The 17,077-nt window shown below is 73.0% G+C and carries 17 protein-coding genes; 7 read left to right on the top strand and 10 right to left on the bottom strand.

The window, feature by feature from the left end:
- Positions 1–24 precede the first annotated feature (24 nt).
- From RWH43_RS10030 to RWH43_RS10020, 3 genes are read left to right on the top strand one after another with little or no spacing between them, the layout of a single operon-like run.
- Positions 25–1,638, top strand: coding sequence for an SDR family oxidoreductase (locus RWH43_RS10030; RefSeq protein WP_144832789.1), 1,614 nt, complete (start codon positions 25–27; stop codon positions 1,636–1,638).
- A 57-nt stretch (positions 1,639–1,695) separates the two neighbouring features.
- Positions 1,696–2,178, top strand: coding sequence for a MogA/MoaB family molybdenum cofactor biosynthesis protein (locus RWH43_RS10025; RefSeq protein WP_144832791.1), 483 nt, complete (start codon positions 1,696–1,698; stop codon positions 2,176–2,178).
- Complete coding sequence (locus tag RWH43_RS10020; protein WP_316001396.1) at positions 2,175–2,603, top strand: molybdenum cofactor biosynthesis protein MoaE; 429 nt, start codon at positions 2,175–2,177, stop codon at positions 2,601–2,603. The genes RWH43_RS10025 and RWH43_RS10020 overlap by 4 nt, the downstream gene beginning before the upstream one ends.
- A 16-nt stretch (positions 2,604–2,619) precedes the next feature.
- Here RWH43_RS10020 and RWH43_RS10015 read toward each other — a convergent pair whose 3' ends face one another.
- From RWH43_RS10015 to moaA, 6 genes are all read right to left on the bottom strand, one after another.
- Positions 2,620–3,618, bottom strand: a complete 999-nt coding sequence (locus RWH43_RS10015) for an endonuclease/exonuclease/phosphatase family protein (protein WP_316001395.1) — start codon at positions 3,616–3,618, stop codon at positions 2,620–2,622.
- 83 nt (positions 3,619–3,701) lie between these two features.
- A complete protein-coding gene (locus tag RWH43_RS10010) occupies positions 3,702–3,938 on the bottom strand; it encodes a MoaD/ThiS family protein (protein ID WP_144832796.1) in 237 nt (78 codons plus the stop codon).
- Positions 3,935–4,414 carry a cyclic pyranopterin monophosphate synthase MoaC gene (gene moaC, locus RWH43_RS10005; protein ID WP_316001394.1) on the bottom strand — a complete coding sequence of 160 codons (480 nt, stop codon included), beginning with the start codon at positions 4,412–4,414 and terminating at the stop codon, positions 3,935–3,937. The genes RWH43_RS10010 and moaC overlap by 4 nt, the downstream gene beginning before the upstream one ends.
- Positions 4,411–5,634: a molybdopterin molybdotransferase MoeA gene (locus RWH43_RS10000; RefSeq protein WP_316001393.1), complete on the bottom strand. Its 1,224-nt coding sequence runs from the start codon at positions 5,632–5,634 to the stop codon at positions 4,411–4,413. The genes moaC and RWH43_RS10000 overlap by 4 nt, the downstream gene beginning before the upstream one ends.
- A gap of 14 nt (positions 5,635–5,648) precedes the next feature.
- Entirely contained in the window at positions 5,649–6,431 is a 783-nt protein-coding gene (locus RWH43_RS09995; protein WP_316001392.1) for a HesA/MoeB/ThiF family protein, read from the bottom strand.
- Positions 6,428–7,648 (bottom strand): GTP 3',8-cyclase MoaA, encoded by a 1,221-nt coding sequence (moaA, locus tag RWH43_RS09990; protein ID WP_316001391.1) that lies wholly within the window; start codon positions 7,646–7,648, stop codon positions 6,428–6,430. The genes RWH43_RS09995 and moaA overlap by 4 nt, the downstream gene beginning before the upstream one ends.
- Positions 7,649–7,757: 109 nt before the next feature.
- On the opposite strand from moaA, the gene RWH43_RS09985 reads away from it, so the two are divergent.
- From RWH43_RS09985 to RWH43_RS09970, 4 genes are all read left to right on the top strand, one after another.
- Positions 7,758–8,153 (top strand): TOBE domain-containing protein, encoded by a 396-nt coding sequence (locus tag RWH43_RS09985; RefSeq protein ID WP_316001390.1) that lies wholly within the window; start codon positions 7,758–7,760, stop codon positions 8,151–8,153.
- 245 nt (positions 8,154–8,398) lie between these two features.
- A complete protein-coding gene (gene modA, locus RWH43_RS09980) occupies positions 8,399–9,172 on the top strand; it encodes a molybdate ABC transporter substrate-binding protein (protein WP_316001389.1) in 774 nt (257 codons plus the stop codon).
- Positions 9,169–9,948: a molybdate ABC transporter permease subunit gene (modB, locus tag RWH43_RS09975; RefSeq protein WP_144832801.1), complete on the top strand. Its 780-nt coding sequence runs from the start codon at positions 9,169–9,171 to the stop codon at positions 9,946–9,948. Before modA ends, modB begins: the two co-directional genes overlap by 4 nt.
- Complete coding sequence (locus tag RWH43_RS09970; protein ID WP_316001388.1) at positions 9,945–10,973, top strand: sulfate/molybdate ABC transporter ATP-binding protein; 1,029 nt, start codon at positions 9,945–9,947, stop codon at positions 10,971–10,973. The genes modB and RWH43_RS09970 overlap by 4 nt, the downstream gene beginning before the upstream one ends.
- 1 nt (position 10,974) lies before the next feature.
- Here RWH43_RS09970 and cydC read toward each other — a convergent pair whose 3' ends face one another.
- From cydC to RWH43_RS09950, 4 genes are read right to left on the bottom strand one after another with little or no spacing between them, the layout of a single operon-like run.
- Complete coding sequence (cydC, locus tag RWH43_RS09965; protein WP_316001387.1) at positions 10,975–12,660, bottom strand: thiol reductant ABC exporter subunit CydC; 1,686 nt, start codon at positions 12,658–12,660, stop codon at positions 10,975–10,977.
- Entirely contained in the window at positions 12,657–14,495 is a 1,839-nt protein-coding gene (gene cydD, locus RWH43_RS09960; RefSeq protein WP_316001386.1) for a thiol reductant ABC exporter subunit CydD, read from the bottom strand. Before cydD ends, cydC begins: the two co-directional genes overlap by 4 nt.
- A 10-nt stretch (positions 14,496–14,505) precedes the next feature.
- A complete protein-coding gene (gene cydB, locus RWH43_RS09955) occupies positions 14,506–15,537 on the bottom strand; it encodes a cytochrome d ubiquinol oxidase subunit II (RefSeq protein WP_316001385.1) in 1,032 nt (343 codons plus the stop codon).
- Between the two features lie 9 nt (positions 15,538–15,546).
- Positions 15,547–16,986, bottom strand: coding sequence for a cytochrome ubiquinol oxidase subunit I (locus RWH43_RS09950; protein ID WP_154097377.1), 1,440 nt, complete (start codon positions 16,984–16,986; stop codon positions 15,547–15,549).
- Between the last annotated feature and the right edge of the window lie 91 nt (positions 16,987–17,077).

Below are 17,077 nucleotides of genomic sequence, written 5' to 3'. Positions count from 1 at the left end.
GAGGGGCGGCGTACCGTGACCGGCATGAGCGAGCTCTCCGCCCCCACCGGCCGCGAACCAGCCCTGGTCGCGCAGCCGCGATCCGACGGGTCTGCACCCCTCGCGCTGGTCCTCGGGGCCACGGGCTATCTGGGCGGGCGGCTCGTGCCGCGGCTGCTCTCGGCGGGCTACCGGGTCAGGGTGCTCGCGCGCGATCCGCGACGTGTCGGCGCCTTCCCGTGGGGAGACGACGTCGAGACCGCCGCGGGCGACGCGACCGACGTCGACGCCGTGCGCGCCGCGGTCGACGGCGTCGACGTGCTCTACTACCTCATCCACTCCATGGGCAGCGCCCGCGACTTCGAGGCCACCGACCGGGTCGCGGCCCAGACCGTCGCCGACGCGGCCTCGGCGGCATCGGTCTCGCGCATCGTGTATCTCGGGGGGCTCCACCCCGATGACGCCACGCTCTCGGCCCACCTGCGCTCGCGCGTCGAGGTGGGGCAGATCCTGCTGCGCAGCGGCGTGCCCACCCTCGTGCTGCAGGCGGGCGTCGTGATCGGCTCGGGCTCGGCCTCGTTCGAGATGGTGCGCCACCTCACCGACGTGCTGCCCTACATGCCCGCGCCCAAGTGGGTGCGCAACCACATCCAGCCGATCGCCGTGCGCGACGTACTGCACTACCTCCTCGGCGCTGCCCGCGTCGCCCCCAACGTCAACCGCGCGGCCGACATCGGCGGCCCCGACGTGCTGCGCTACGGCCAGATGATGAACGGTTACGCCATGGAGGCGGGGCTGCCGCAGCGCGCGATCGCATCGCTGCCGGTGCTCACCCCGCGCCTCGCCTCGCACTGGGTCAACCTCGTCACCCCGATCCCCAAGGCGATCGCGCGCCCTCTCGTCGAGTCGCTGCAGAACGACTGCGTGGTCAAGGACCGCGCGATCGACGATCTCGTGCCGCGCCCCGAGGGCGGGCTCATGCCGTACCGCGAGGCCGTGCGCCGCGCGCTGGGACGCGTGAACGACGACGCGATCGAGACCAGCTGGCAGGATTCCGAGGTGTCGGGTGCCCCGAGCGACCCGCTGCCCAGCGACCCGGAGTGGTCGGGGCGCCTGGTGTACACCGACATCCGCACCATGACGACGACGGCGAGCTCGGCGCAGCTGTGGTCGGTGATCGAGGGGATCGGCGGCGAGAACGGCTGGTACTCCTCGCCGCTGCTGTGGGCGATCCGCGGCTGGATGGACCGCCTCGTCGGTGGCGTGGGCCTCGCCCGCGGCCGGCGCAGCCGCTCGGTGGTCACCGTGGGCGATGCCCTCGACTTCTGGCGCGTCGAAGCGATCGAGCCCGGTCACCTGCTCCGTCTGCGCGCCGAGATGAAGGTGCCGGGCGGGGCCTGGCTCGAGCTGCGGGCCACCCCCGAGGGCGAGGGGGCGCGGTTCGACCAGCGCGCCCTGTTCTTCCCGACCGGGCTCGCCGGGCGGCTCTACTGGCTGTCGGTGCTGCCGTTCCACGGCCTGATCTTCAGCGGCATGGCCCGGCGCATCACCGCCGCCGCCGAACACGTGCAGCGCGAAGACCTCGAGCCGAAGGCGAAGGCGGGGCGCATCGCGCCCGAGATCGCCGAGGTCGAGACGACCGCGGCCCCCTCGTCGTGAGCTTCGCCTGGCCGCAGGCCTGCCCCGCTCTCGTGTCGCGCCCGTAGGCTGAGCCGCGTGCCTCATCACGCTCGCGTCCTCACCGTCTCCGACCGCTCGGCCGCAGGGCTGCGCGAAGACCGCGGAGGACCCCTCGCGGTGTCACTGCTGCGCGAGGCGGGGTTCGCCTGCGACGACGCGGTCGTCGTGCCCGATGGCGCCGACAGCGTCGAGACGGCGCTGCGCGCACTCGTCGCGGCGGGACCGGGGCTCATCGTCACGACCGGCGGCACGGGCATCGCCCCCACCGACCGCACGCCCGAGGGCACGGCACGCGTCCTCGACCGCGAGATCCCCGGCATCGCCGAGGAGTTGCGTCGGCGGGGCCTCGCGGACACCCCGATGGCCGTCATCTCGCGGGGCCTCGCGGGGATCGCCGACCCCGGCGCCCTGATCGTCAACCTGCCCGGGTCGACCCGCGCCGTGGCATCCGGGATCGCCGTCATCGCCGAGCTCGCCCCTCACGTGCTCGACCAGCTCTCCGGAGGAGACCACGCATGAGCGCCGTCCGCATCGCCCGCCTGTCCGAGACGCCTCTCGATCTCGACGCGCACCTCGACGCCGTCGAGGACTCCTCGTCGGGCGCCGTCACAGCCTTCGTCGGGCGCGTGCGCGACATCGACCCCGACGCCACGGGTCAGGTCGTCGCGCTCGAGTACAGCGCGCACCCCGACGCCGAGCAGGCGCTGCAGCGCATCGCCGAGAGCGCGACCGCCGGCACCGACGCGATCGTCGCGGTCAGCCACCGCGTGGGCCGGTTGGGCGTGGGGGAGGCCGCCGTCGTCATCGCCGTGGCATCCGGTCATCGCGCCGAGGCGTTCGAGGTGTGCCGCACCGTGATCGAGACGATCAAGACCGACCTGCCCGTGTGGAAACGACAGGTCGAGGCCGACGGGACGACGGAGTGGAAGGGCCTGGGCGGCTAGGTTCGCTCCGCGCCGCTCACCGGCGCGACAGCGTCGCCACGATCGGGCGGTGGTCGCTCCCGGCGTCGTCGAAACCGGTGCGGACCTCGAAGGAGCGCACCTCCCACGCCGACCCGACCAGCACGTGGTCGATCGGCGCGGCGAGACCCGTCGGCAGGCGCACGGGCCACGTGCCGAGCGCGGCCGCTCCCGCGTCGGCGGCGGCATCCCGGCATCCGCCGACCGTCGCCTCACCCTCGCCGAGGCCCGCGAGGTGGTCGAGAGTCGAGTTGAGGTCGCCGGCGAGGATGACATCGGGGCCCGTGCACTGCGCCGCGACCCAGTCCATCCCCTCCGTCCACTCCGTCATGATCAGCGGCAACGGCGGCAGCGGATGCGCGGCGACGATCGTCGGCCCGTCACCGCCGACGGGGCGGTACACGCCGCTCGGCACTCCCGGCGTCGAGCCCGCCGACGCGTCGAGGGCGTACGGCCCCATCGACGTGGAGAGCAGGAGCGAGGTCGGAATGGGGTCGTCGCCCGGGTCGGCTTCTCGGGTGGTTGCGGTCATGCCGATGCCGTCGCCGGCCAGGAGGTCGACGACGGTCGCCGCCGCCACGGCATCGGTCTCGGGGAGGACGACCACGTCGGCGCCCGTCTCGCGCACCAGCCGCGCGATGCCGTCGGGTGAGGCACCGCCCCCGTAGGTGTTCCACGCGGCCACGACGACCTCGCCGTCGGCGATCGAGCCGCCGAAGCCGCGACTCAGCAGCACCGCGCCGTTGCCGACGGCTGCTGCCGCGAGAACGATCGCGAGCGCCGCGGACACGGCCCACCGACGTCGGAGCACGGCGACGAGCGCGGCGACGGCTGCGAGCACGGCGAAGGCCAGCGCGACAGGTCCACGGAACGGGATCAGCTGCGCGAACACCTGCAGCCGTTGCGCGCCGACGAGCTGCGGCCAGACCGCGAGCACGGCGAGGGCCGAGCCGAGGACGAGCGTGACGAAGAAGGCCGTGCGGCGGGCGGTCGACATGCGGCCAGTAAAACAGGGTGCGATGCCGCTTCCCTGCGAGGAAGGGTGGCGGCGGGCGGGTGAGGGAGTGCGCGAGCCCGGGCTCAGCCGCCGGCGAAGGGCGGAAGCACGTCGACGTGCGTGACCCCCGCGAGCGGGACGTCGTCGTCGTGACGGGTGCCGTCGACGAGCACGGCGCAACGATCCAGGATCTCGCCCAGAGCCGGGTGGTCGGCGACGACGGCCTCGCGCAGGGCCGTCAGAGACGGTTCGGCGCGGTCCTCGGCATCCGTTCCCGCCGCCTCCGCCGCAGCGGCGAAGTAGCGCACGCGGACGCTCATGCGTCTTCTCCGGGACGCATCCAGTCGCCCGACTTGCCGCCGGTCTTCGACACGATGCGCACGTTCTCGATGACCATGCCCTTGTCCATGCCCTTCACCATGTCGACGATCGCGAGGGCGGCGACCGAGACGCTCGTGAGGGCCTCCATCTCGACGCCGGTGCGGTCGGCGGTGCCGACGGTGGCTTCGATCTCGACGCCCTGGTCGGTGATCGCGAGGTCGACCGAGGCGCGGTGCACCCCGATCACGTGCGCGAGGGGGAGGAGGGCGGGAGTGGACTTCGCGGCCTGGATGCCGGCGATGCGGGCCACCGCGAGCACATCGCCCTTGGGGGCCGTGCCGTCGCGGAGGGCGGCGACCACCTCGGGGGCGCAGCGCACGAAGCCACGCGCCGTGGCGGTGCGGACGGTGGGCTGCTTGAGGGTGACGTCGACCATGCGGGCGTGGCCCGCGGCGTCCAGATGGGTGAAGGTCATGGAATCAGCATGACATCGAGCGGGTCGCCCACCGACACGGTGGACACCTCGGCGGGGACGATCGCGAACGCCTCGGCGCGCGCGAGAGAGGCGGCGAGGTGCGAGCCCGATCCGCCCGCCGTGGCGGGGCGCACGGTGCCGACGACGAGGTCGATCACCGCGGGGAGGTACTGGCGGCGGCCGGGCGGGGTGGTCCAGGACTCGGATGCCGTGAGCCGGGCGATCCGCCGACCGATCACGGTGCGGCCCTGCAGGGCCAGAAGGGCGGGGCGCACGAACACCTCGAACGACACCGCGACGCTCACCGGGTTGCCGGGCAGGCCGAAGACGAGCCGACCGTCGTCGAGCGCGCCGAAGGCCTGCGGCTTGCCGGGCTGCATCGCGACCTTCTCGAAGGCGATGCGCCCCTCGAGGGCCTGGCGCACGGGCTCGTAGGCTCCCGCGCTCACGCCCCCGCTGAAGACGATCACGTCGACGTCGCCCGCGTGCTCGAGCAGGGCGTGGATCGCGTTCGCGTCGTCTCGCAGCGACGAGATGACCGTCACGTCGGCGTCGGCGTCGGCGACCAGGCCGGTCAGGAGCGTCGAGTTGGAGTCGGGGGTCTGGCCGCGCCCCGGCACCACGCCGGGGGCGACGAGCTCGCTGCCGGTCGACACGACGGCGACCCGCGGGCGGCGGTGTACCTCGAGCTCGGCCACCCCCGCCGCGGCGGCCGCGGCCAGCGCGAACGGTCCCAGGCGCTCCCCGGCCGACAGGACGATGTCGCCCGCGCGGGTGTCGCCGCCGCGGCGGCGGATGAAGGCTCCGGATGCCGCGGGCGCGCGCCGCACCTCGACGGTGCCCAGGGAGTCGGCGAGGCCTCCCGCGGTGTCTTCGAACGGAACGATCGCGTCGGCGTCGGCGGGGACCGGCGCGCCCGTCATGATGCGCACCGCCTCGCCCGCGCCGAACGACGGGTCGTCGGACGACCCGGCGGGCAGATCGGCGACGACGCGCAGGGTCACCGGGTTCGCGGCATCCGCCCCCTCGACGTCGGCGAAGCGGACCGCGAAACCATCCATGGAGGAGTTGTCGAAGCCGGGCAGGTCGTGAGCGGCGCGCACGGGGGCGGCCAGTGTGCGGCCGGCCGCATCGGCGAGGCGCACGGTCTCGACGGGCAGGACCGAGACGGCGTCGAGCACGCGGACGCGGTGCTCCTCGACGGTGAGCAGCGGGGTCATCGGGGCCTCCGGGGTCAGGACGAAACGGCGGGGCGGGCGGCGGGGGAGAGCGGGATCACGTCGTGGCGGGCGCGCAGCGCATCGATCACGACGAGCCGGCCGAGCAGGGGGTCGCCCGCGCCGGTGACGAGCTTGATCGCCTCGGTGGCCAACATCCCGCCGACCTGCACGCACAGCGATCCGAGCACGCCGACCTGGGCACACGTGGGTGGTTCGCCCGCCGAGCCCGTCGGGAAGAGGTCGTCGAGCACGACGGGCGCGTGCCCCTCGGGCGGGGCCGACCAGAACACGGTCACCTGCGCGGCCCACTCCTGCACGGCGCCCCAGACGAGGGGGATGCCGAGGCCCTCGGTCGCGGCGGCGACGGCCTCGCGCGTGTCGAAGGTGTCGCTGCCGTCGATGACGAGATGCGCGCCCGCGAAGAGCTCGGAGGCATTGTCGGAGGTCAGTCGTACCGTTCGTTCATGGACGACGGTGAGGGGCGACAGGTCACGCACGGCGCGCGCGGCGGAGGCCGTCTTGGCGGTGCCGATGTCGGTGATGCGGTGCGCGAGCTGGCGCTGCAGGTTGGTGCGCTCGACGGTGTCGTCGTCGATGATGACGAGCTCGCCGACTCCGGCCGCGGCCAGTGCGAGCAGCACGGGGGAGCCGAGACCGCCGGCTCCGACGACGGCGATGCGCGCTGCCGCGAGGCGGCGCTGGCCCTCCTCGCCGATCGCGGCGAGCACGGCGTGACGAGCGGTGCGGATGAGTTCTTCCGGGGCGAGCGAGGCCACCGGCTCGACCAGCGGCTTCATCCGCCGATCGCGCTCATCGTGCGCTCGGGCTGCACGAAGTCGGGGCGCGCGAGTCCCACGCGGTCGGAGCCGTGGGCGCGGGGCTTGGCCCACATGGCCTCCCGCCAGACCTGCGCGATGCCGGCGTCGTCGGCGCCCGCACGAAGGGTCGAGAGGAGGTCGGTCTCTTCGTGCGAGAAGAGGCACGAGCGCACCTTGCCGTCGGCGGTGACGCGGGTACGCGTGCAGGCAGCGCAGAAGGGTTCGGTGACCGAGGAGATGATGCCGATGTGTCCGGCGACGGCCGTTTCCCCGGGGCGGCGGACCTCCCACCGCTCGGCGGGGGCGGCGCCGCGACCGCGCGGATCGGGGGTGAGCGAGAACGCCGTCTCGATCTCGGCGCGGATGTCGCGCGCGGCGATGACGTTCGTCGCCATCCACGACCGGTCTCCGTCGAGGGGCATGTCTTCGATGAAGCGCATCTCGAAGCCGTTCGTCACGGCCCAGTCGACGAGCGAGACGATCTCGGTGTCGTTGACGCCGCGCAAGAGCACCGCGTTGATCTTGATGGGGCCGAGGCCGGCGGCGCGCGCGGCCTGGAGCCCCGCGAGCACCTTGTCGAGGTGCGGGCGGCGCGTGAGCTCGGCGAAGGTCTCGGGGTGCAGGGTGTCGAGCGAGACGTTGAGGCGGGTGAGGCCCGCGTCCTTCAGAGCCTGGGCGCGGCGATCGAGGCCCACGGCGTTCGTGGTCATCGAGATCGGCAGGTCGGGGTTGTCTTCGCGGATGCCGGCGATGATGAACTCGAGGTCTTTGCGCACCAGGGGCTCGCCGCCCGTGATCCGCAGTTCCTCCGCGCCGAGGGACTGCACCGCGACGCGCACGATGCGGCGGATCTCGTCGGTCGACATCAGCTGCGTCTGGGGGAGCCACGGCATCCCGTCGGCCGGCATGCAGTAGGTGCAGCGCAGGTTGCACTTGTCGATGACCGAAACGCGCAGGTCGGTCGCGACGCGGCCGAAGCGGTCGAGCAGGCCGCCGTCCTGCGGGGCTCCGGTCGCGGCGAGGGCGGTTGCGCCCCATGCCGGAGAGGGGGCGCCGGTCGCCGGGAGGGCGGTTGCGCCCGATGCCGGAGAGGCGGCGCCGGTCGAGGGGAGCGCGGTGGCCCCCGATGACGTCACGGTCGCGCCGAGGGCCACGGCCACCGGCCGTCGCGTCGGGGTCGCGTGCTCGGCATCCATGGGTCGAGCCTAGGTCAGTCCCGGTGGGGTCGGGCGGTGAGCCGGGATGCCGCCACGGCGGGCCGCTCTCGCCGGGCGTCCCGGCCACCGCGGGCGGTACGGTCGTCGCATGACGAACACCTTCCGCATCGCGCAGGCGGCGGGCCTGCTGGGCGTCAGCGACGACACCGTGCGCCGCTGGATCGACCTGGGGCTGCTGCCGACCACGGGCGCGACGCCGGTGGAGATCCCCGGGGCCGCTCTCGCGGAGCGGGCCGTGGCGCTCGCCGCCGAGCCCGATGACCCCACCAAGGTTGCCTCGAGCGCGCGCAATCGCTTCGTCGGGCTCGTCACGCGCGTGCAGGTCGACGGCGTGATGGCGCAGGTCGACCTGCAGTGCGGGCCGCACCGGGTGGTGTCGCTGATGTCGGCCGAGGCGGCGTGCGAGCTGGCGCTCGAGCCGGGGTCGCTGGCCGTCGCGTCGGTGAAGGCGACGGTCGTCACGGTCGAGAAGCCGCGCAGCTGACGCGCGCAGCTCGGCCCGCTCTTGACCCGCTCGGCCGCTCGCCGCGCCCGCTCGGCCGCTTGCCGCGCCCGCTCGGCCGCTTGCCGCACGCGAGACTGCATCTGGCTGACAAGTCAACGTCAGGCTGACGCGCAGTTGTCAGCGGGATGCAGTTTCGCGGCATAATCGGGAGGGAATGGCCGTCGAACTCCGCGAATGCGGAATAATCGTAGACAAGCGAGCCGCCGGGTCGCCGAAAGGACCCCATGCGTCGCTCCCTCCGCCTTCTGACCATCCTCGGCGCGGTCGCCGTTCTCGCCTCGGGCTGCGCGTCCGCGAGTCCGGCCGCGGACCCGGCCCCCTCCGCATCCGCCGATTCCCTCACCGGAACGGTCGAGGTGTACGCGGCCGCCTCGCTGCAGCGTTCGTTCGACGAGATCGCGACGGCGTTCGAGGCCGCCCACCCCGGAATCACGGTGAGCGCGGTCTACGACGGGTCGAGCACGCTCGCGACGCAGATCGGCGAAGGTGCCCCCGCCGACGTGTTCGCCTCGGCCGACGAGAAGAACATGGCCAAGGTCGCCGACCTGGCTTCCGACCCGCAGCCGTTCGCGGGCAACACGCTCGTGATCGCCGTGCCGGCGGGCAACCCCGGAAAGGTCGCGACGCTCGCCGACCTCGCGCGGGTCACGACGGTGCTGTGCGCCGCCGAGGTGCCGTGCGGTGCCGCCTCGCAGACGCTGCTGTCGAACGCCGGGGTCGCGGTCACTCCGGCGAGCAGCGAGCAGAACGTCACCGCCGTGCTGACCAAGGTCGCCGCCGGCGAGGCCGACGCGGGACTCGTGTACGCGACCGACGCGAAGGGCAACGGCGACGTCGAGGCGATCGTGCCCGACGGCGCCGACACGGTGGTCAACACCTACCCGATCGCCACTCTCACCGACGCACCGAACCCCGAGGCGGCCGCGGCCTTCACCGCCTTCGTGCTGTCGGACGACGGGCAGAAGATCCTCTCCGACGCGGGATTCCGGGCTCCGTGACCGGCGGCGGCTTCGTTCCTCGCTGGCTGGTCGTGCCCGCCGGGATCGGACTGCTGTTCCTGCTCGTTCCGCTGACCGCCCTCGTCGCACGCGTGCAGTGGGCGACGCTGTGGAGCGACGTCACCTCGCCCGCCGCGCTGTCTGCCCTCGGCCTGTCGCTCGGAACGGGGGTGGTGGCGACCGCGGTGTGCGCGGTCGTCGGCATCCCTCTGGCTCTGCTGATCGCGCGCAGTCCCGCGCGCACGGCCGCGGTGCTGCGGGCCCTCGTGACCGTGCCGCTCGTGCTGCCGCCCATGGTCGGCGGCGTGGCGCTGCTGTACCTGTTCGGGCGTACCGGCCCCCTCGGCGCGCTGGGATTGCCGTTCACGACGCCCGCCGTCGTGCTCGCGCAGGTGTTCGTCGCCCTGCCCTTCCTGGTGCTCGCCGTCGAGGGCGCCCTGCGCAGCACCGGGGTGGGGTTCGAGCGCACCGCCGCGTCTCTCGGGGCGTCGCGCGCCACGATCCTGCGGCGCATCACCCTGCCGTTGGCGGCGCCCGGAATCGTGGCGGGGGTCGTGCTGTGCTTCGCCCGCGCGATCGGCGAGTTCGGCGCGACGGCCCTGTTCGCCGGCAACCGCCCGGGCGTCACGCAGACGATGCCGCTCGCGATCTACACCGCGTTCAACGGCGCGGGGGTGTCGCAGGGCACCGCAGTGGCGCTGTCGCTGCTGCTGCTCGTCACGGCGGTCGCCGTGCTGCTGCTCGTGCGCGGATGGCGCCCGGGGGTGGGGCGATGACGATCCCGGATGCCGCCGCGCTCAGCGCTCGCGTCGTCGTGCGCCGACGCGACTTCGCCGTCGACATCGCCCTTGACGTCGCCCCCGGCGAGACCGTCGCCGTGATGGGGCGCAGCGGAGCAGGCAAGTCGACGCTGCTCGGCGCGCTCGCGGGTCTCACCCCGCTCGACGACGGGGAGATCTCGGTCGACGGGCGCGTCCTCGACCGTGCGCCGCGCCTGCGGACGGCTCCGATGCAGCGCGGGATCGTGCTGCTCGGTCAGGACGCCCGGCTGTTCCCGCATCTCACCGCACGCGAGAACGTCGCCTTCGGTCCGCGCTCGGCCGGGGTCGCGGCATCCGTCGCCCGTGCCGCCGCCGACGAGTGGATCGCGCGCGTGGGGCTCCCCGGCGCCGGGGATCGCCGCCCCGACGAGCTGTCGGGCGGAGAGCAGCAGCGCGTCGCGGTGGCCCGCGCGCTCGCCGCCGAGCCCCGGGTCGTGCTGCTCGACGAGCCCCTGGTCGCCCTCGACGCCGTCACGGCATCGGAGATCCGCGCGATGCTGCGCGAGCGCCTCGCCGGGGTGACGACGGTGGCCGTGACGCACGACGCGGTCGACGCGGCGGCCCTGGCGGATCGGCTCGTGATCGTCGAGCGGGGCCGCATCACGCAGCAGGGGTCGGTGCGCGAGGTGCTGTCGGCACCGGCGACGGAGGTGGCGGCGAAGATCGCCGGTCTCGAGCGGCTCATCGGCGAGGCGCGGGGCGGCGCCTGGCAGCGGGGCGACCTGCGGCTCGAGTCGGCGGATGCTGCGCCCGTCGACGGGACGGCCCTGGCCGCGCTCTTCCGCGCGAGCGACGTGCGCCTCGGCGAGGGGCGGGCGGCGACGGTGGTCGCCCTCGAACCGACGCCGTCGGGCGTGCGCGTGCTCACCGACGAGGTCGTGGCCGAGGTCTCACCGGCCGAGGCGGCGGGCCTGCGCCCGGGCGACGTGGTGCGCTGGAGCATCGATCCCGCGCGGGTGCGATTCGCGCCGGCATCCTGACTCAGACGCCGACGACCCGCCCGCCCTCGAGCCGCACCTCGCGGTCGACCAGGCCCTCGGGCACCTCGACGTGCGAGACCAGCACCACGGCGCGTTCGCGCCCGACCGCACCGAGCAGATCGAGAAGAAGGGCATCGGATGCCGCGGGGTCGACGCCCGCGGTCGGCTCGTCGAGCACGAGCACCGGGAAGTCGCGCAGCAGCGCACGGGCGAGGGCGAGGCGCTGCGCCTGCCCGCCGGAGACGAGGCCGCCACGGTCGCCCACGCGGGCGTCGAGACCGCCGCGCTCGCGAGCCCACTCGGCCAGACCGACCCGGGCGAGCACATCCCACAGATCGTCGTCGGTCGCGGTGTCGCGCGCGAACAGGAGGTTCTGGCGGACCGACTCGTCGAACAGGTACGGCGCCTGGTCGATCAGGCCGATCGTCTGTCGCAGGTCGTCGCCCGACAGCTCCCGCGCCTCGACGCCGCCGAGGCGGAACGACCCCTCGTAATCGAGGAAGCGCGCGAGCACGTGCGCGAGGGTCGTCTTGCCCGCGCCGCTGGGACCCGTCACGAGCACGGTCTCGCCGGGTGCCACGCGCAGCGAGACGTTGGTGAGCCGGCCGGCGTCGCCGTCGGTCTCGGCCCTTGCGGGCCAGTGCGCGCGGATGCCGTGCAGCTCGAGGCCCGCGCCGAGCGCCGGGGCCACGCCGGTCGGGGTCGACTCGTCGCGCGGCAGGCCCGCGGGAACGGTGTCGGGCACGGCCTCGGCGAGGCGTTCGACCGCGGCGCGCACCTGCCGCCACGACGCGAGGGCGAGGGGCACCGGGCCGAACACGTCGAACACGGCCATCGGCAGCAGCACGACGACCGCCAGGCCGGGGCCGGAGAGCGTGCCGGCGGTGACCCCCGACGCCGCGACGATCAGAACGAGGAGCGAGGCGACACCCGCCAGCACCGACACCGCCCCCGCGGTGAGGCCCTGCGCGCCGCCGCGCCGCACGATCGCCCGGCGTAGCGCCGCATCGGCGTGCCGGACGCGCTCGCGCGCGGAATCGAGAGCCTCGTAGGCCGTGAGCACGTCGAGGTTCGCGAGCAGGTCGTGCACCGCGTCGGCGACGGCGGCGCGCAAGGGGGCGATCGAGCGTTCCGCCCGGGCTCCGGCGGCCCAGCCCACGGCGACGGCGACCGCGAAGGCCAGCGCGAGGCACAGCAGCAGCACGAGAGCGGCCGGCCACGACACGAACGCGGTGAAGACGACGGCGGCGAGGGCCGTGACTCCCGCGGTCACCAGCGGCAGCACCACGCGCAGGGGAAGGTTCTGCAGTTCTTCGACATCGTCGACCACGCTCGAAAGCAGACCGCCGCGGCGCGAGCGGGCGAGTCCGTCGGGGGCGAGGGCCACGAGATCGCGCACGAGGTCGGCGCGGACCCCGGCGAGCTGGTGCAGCGCCGCGTCGTGACCGGTGAGGCGCTCGAGATAGCGGAACACCCCGCGCGACAGCGCGAACGCGCGCACCCCGACGACGGCGACCGAGAGGTACATCACGAGGGGCTGCTCGGCCGCCCGCGTGATGAGCCACGCGCTCGCCGCGATCAGCGCGACGGCGCTCGCCGCCGAACCGAAGCCCGACAGGAGGGCGGGTGCGAGGCGGCGCGGGGTCGGCAGGGCCGAGCGCAGGATGCCGCGGACGCGGTCGTTCATGAGCGCACCTCCGGATGGAGCGAGGTGAGTTTGTGGACGGTCCCGGTCCCTTCGACAGGCTCAGGGACCTCGGGGGTCGGCTCAGGGACCTCGGGGGGCGGCTCAGGGACCTCGGGGGGCGGCTCGGGGACCGCGGTGGTCGGCTGGGGGCGCGGGTTTCCGGTCCCTTCGACAGGCTCAGGGACCTCGGGGGGCGGCTCAGGGACCTGTCGGGCTGCGTCGCGCGGGGGCGAGAGCTCGATCACCCGATCCGCGATCGCGCGGGCGGACCGGCGGTGCGAGACCAGGAGCACGCCCCGGCCGGCATCGGCTTCGCGGCGCAGCGTGGCCCACAGGTGCGCCTCGGTGTCGGCATCCAGAGCGCTCGAGGGCTCGTCGAGCACGAGCACCGCTGCTCCGACGACCCGGCTGCGGTACAGGGCGCGCGCGACGGCGACGCGCTGCGCCTCGCCGCCCGACAGACCCGCGCCGCCCGCGCCGAGCGGCGTACCGGGAGCGATGTCGGCCGCCCTCGCGTCGGCCAGGGCGGCAGCGATCTCGGCGGGATCGGCGGGGGAGCCGAGCGCGACGTTCTCGGCGACGGTGCCCGACACGAGTCCCGGACGCTGGCCCGCCCAGGCGACGACGGCGCGGGCGTGCGGCACGGCGACCCCGTCGACGAGCACCCGGCCGTCGTGCTCCGCGTAGCCGAGCAGAGCGGCGATCAGCGACGACTTGCCCACGCCGCTCGGTCCCGCGATCAGCACCACCTCGCCCGGACCCGCCGAGAGCGAGACCGTCGGCAGGGCGTGACCCTCGCGATGCACCCGCACGCCGTCGAGGGCCACCGTCGATCCGAGCGTCGAGGGCGCGGCATCCGGTGTCTGTCCTTCCCGCGCGGAGCGCGCGGCGTCGAGGGCGTCGAAGATCTCCTCGGTCGCGGCGACTCCCTCGGAGGCTGCGTGGAACTGCACGCCCACCTGACGCAGCGGCAGGTAGGCCTCGGGGGCCAGCAGCAGCACGAACAGCCCCACGAGCAGCGAGAGATCGCCGGCGAGCAGGCGGAAGCCGATGGTCACCGCGACGATCGCGACCGAGATCGAGGCCAGGAACTCCAGCGCGAACCCCGACAGGAACGACACGCGCAGCACCGTCATCGTCTCGCGCTTGTAGTCGCGCGTGATGGTCTCGATGGAGTCGGCCGCGCGGTGCTGGCGTCCGAAGGCCTTCAGCGTGCCGAGCCCCTCGACGGTGTCGGCGAAGCGCGCGGCGAGGCGGCCGAGCGTGCGGTACTGCCTCTGCTGCACGCCGCGGGTGGCGAGGCCGATGAGCACCATGAACACCGGGATGAGGGGGATCGTCAGCACGACGATGAGCCCCGACAGCGGGTCGGCGAGGGTCATGGTGCCGATGAGGATCGGCATGGTGATCGCGGTGGCCACCAGCTGCGGCAGGTAGCGGCCGAAGTACGCGTCCAGCGCCTCGAGACCGTGCCCCGCGGTCACGGCGAGGCCGGCGGCATTGCGGGCGCCGAGCCACCGCGGGCCGAGGCGCGTCACGGCCGAGACGAGGGCGTCGCGCAGCTGCAGCGAGGCGGCCGCGGCGCCGCGGGCCGACACCCGCTCGGAGGCGGCGATCAGCGCTCCGCGCAGCACCACGAGTGCGGCCGCCATTCCCACGAAACCCCACACCTCGCTCAGCGTGCGCCCCTCGATCACCCCGACGAGCGCGCTCGTGAGCGCCCAGGCGAAGCCCACGATGACCCCCGCCTGCGCGAGCACGATCGCCGCGGTCACGGCGAAGAAGCTCCGCGACGCGGTCGCGTACCGCAGCAGGCGGGGGTCGACGGGTTTCATGGCGGGGGTCTCAGTGCGCGACGAGCGCGGCCTTCTCGATGCGGGCGCGGGTCACGCGCTTGCGGAACACCCAGTAGGTCCACCCCTGGTAGGCCAGGATCAGCGGCAGGAAGATCAGTGCCGCCCAGCTCATGATCGTGAGCGTGTAGTCGGTGCTCGAGGCGTTGTCGATCGTCAGGCTCGCGCCCCCCGCGAGGGTCGAGGGCATGACGTTGGGGAACAGCGCGAAGAAGAGCGCGGCGACGGCGGCGACGATCGTGACGGCCCCGAGGGTGAAGGCGGTTCCCTCCCGATCGCGCAGGTTCGCGACCCACGACCCGATGAGGGTGAGGGCGGCGACCCCGGCGAGGGCGACGACACCGAGCAGCAGGGGCGCCTCGGCGTTCGCGGCGTTGATGATCGTCCAGACGAGGAAGAGTGCGGCCAGCGCGATCGTCAGCAGGCCCGCCTTCTTCGCGAGCGCCCGTGCGTCGGCGCGCACCTGCCCGTCGGTCTTGAGGGCCACGAAGTAGACGCCGTGCAGGAAGAACAGGCTCAGGGTGGTGAGACCGCCCAGGATGCCGTACGGGTTGAGCAGCGTCAGCACGGTGCCGGCGTACTCGTGGTCGGCATCCAGCGGCACGCCCTGCACGATGTTCGCGAACGCGACTCCCCAGAGGAACGCGGGCACGGCCGAGCCGATGACGATCATGCGGTCGAACGAGCGCTTCCATTTGAGCGAATCGCGCTGGTGGCGGTATTCGAAGGAGACGCCGCGGGCGATCAGAGCCAGCAGGATCGCCAGCAGCGGCAGGTAGAACCCGCTGAACAGCGTCGCGTACCACTCGGGGAACGACGCGAACAGCGCGGCTCCGGCCACGATGACCCACGTCTCGTTGAGGTCCCACACGGGACCGATGGTGTTGATGATCTGCCGACGGGCGATGTCGTCCTTGCCGAGGAAGGGGAGCGACATGCCGACGCCGAAGTCGAACCCGTCGAGCACGAAGTAGCCGACGAAGAGGAAGGCGACGATCCAGAACCAGAGCTGCGCGAGATCCATTTCCTGCTCCTAGTAGACCGTGGTGGGGGTGTTCTCGATGGAGTCGTCGTGCACGGCATCCGGATCCGGCAGGGGCTCGGGGCCCTTCTGCGCGAACTTGACGATGAGACCGAACTCGACGATCGCGAGAGTGAGGTAGACGAGGGTGAAGGCGACGAGAGAGATCAGCACGCTCCAGCCCGGCACGCTCGGCGAGACGCCGTCCTGCGTGAGCATGAGGCCGAACACGATCCAGGGCTGACGGCCCATCTCGGTGAACACCCATCCGACGAGGCTCGCGAGCATGGGCAGGGGAGCGGCCCAGATCGCGATGCGCCACATCCAGCCGGCGACGGGGCGCTTGGCGTTCTTGCGGGTGACCCACAGGCCCACGACGCTGACGAGCGCCGCGATGCCGCCGAGGGCGATCATCCAGCGGAACGCCCAGTAGGTGACCCACAGCACGGGGGCGAAGTTGCCGTCGACCTGGTCGGCGAACTGCGGGAACATCTGCTGGCTGTAGAGGGTGTTGAGGTCGTTGATGCCCTCGACGCAGCCGTCGAGCGAGTGCGTCGACAGGATGCTGAGCAGGAACGGCACGCGGATGCTGAACAGCTCGCTGGTTCCGTCGGGGGTGCCGAGCGTGAAGATCGAGAACGAGGCGTCCTGCCCGCAGACGGTGTTGAAGGTCGCTTCGGCCGCCGCCATCTTCATGGGCTGGGTCGCGACCATCACCAGGCTCAGCTGGTCGCCGACGATCGCGACGAGCACGAACGACACGAGCGTGCCCCACAGTCCGAAGCGCAGCGTCTTGCGCATCATGTCGGTGTTGCGTCCGCGCGCCATGTGCCAGGCCGAGACGGCGACGACGACCATGGCCGCGAACATCCAGCCGGCGAAGATCGTGTGCGGGAAGGCGGCGAGGGCCACGGGGTTGGTGAGCATCGCCCAGAAGTCGACGAGCTCGGCGCGGTGGCCGTCGGCCGACATCTGATAACCCACCGGGTTCTGCATGAACGCGTTCGCGGCGATGATGAAGTACGCCGAGAGGGTGGCGCCGATACCGGCCATCCAGATGCTCGCGAGGTGCGCGAGGCGGGGGAGTTTGTCCCACCCGAAGATCCACAGGCCGATGAAGGTCGCCTCGAGGAAGAACGCGAGCAGGCCCTCGAAGGCGAGCGGGGCGCCGAAGACGTCGCCGACGAAGCGGGAGTAGGCCGACCAGTTCATGCCGAACTGGAACTCCTGCACGATGCCGGTGACCACGCCCATCGCGAAGTTGATCAGGAAGATCTTCCCGAAGAAGCGCGTGATGTGCAGCCACCGCACGTCTCCCGTGCGGTACCAGACGGTCTGGAAGATCGCCACGATGAGCGACATCCCCAGCGTCAGGGGCACGAAGAGGAAGTGGTACAGCGTCGTCAACCCGAACTGCCAGCGGGCGAGGGCGAGGGGGTCGAGCCACTCCATCAGGAGCCTCCGATCGAACCGTATTATGTGGTCAGACCACATGATACGCCGCGCCGTCGGAGCGCCGAAGGGCGGTGATTCGGCGTCGAAC

This window comes from Microbacterium algihabitans (assembly GCF_032464975.1).
In the GTDB taxonomy this organism is placed as follows: domain Bacteria; phylum Actinomycetota; class Actinomycetes; order Actinomycetales; family Microbacteriaceae; genus Microbacterium; species Microbacterium algihabitans.
The sequence above is the reverse complement of the archived record's forward strand: the minus strand, read 5'-3'. Positions and strand labels throughout refer to the sequence as shown.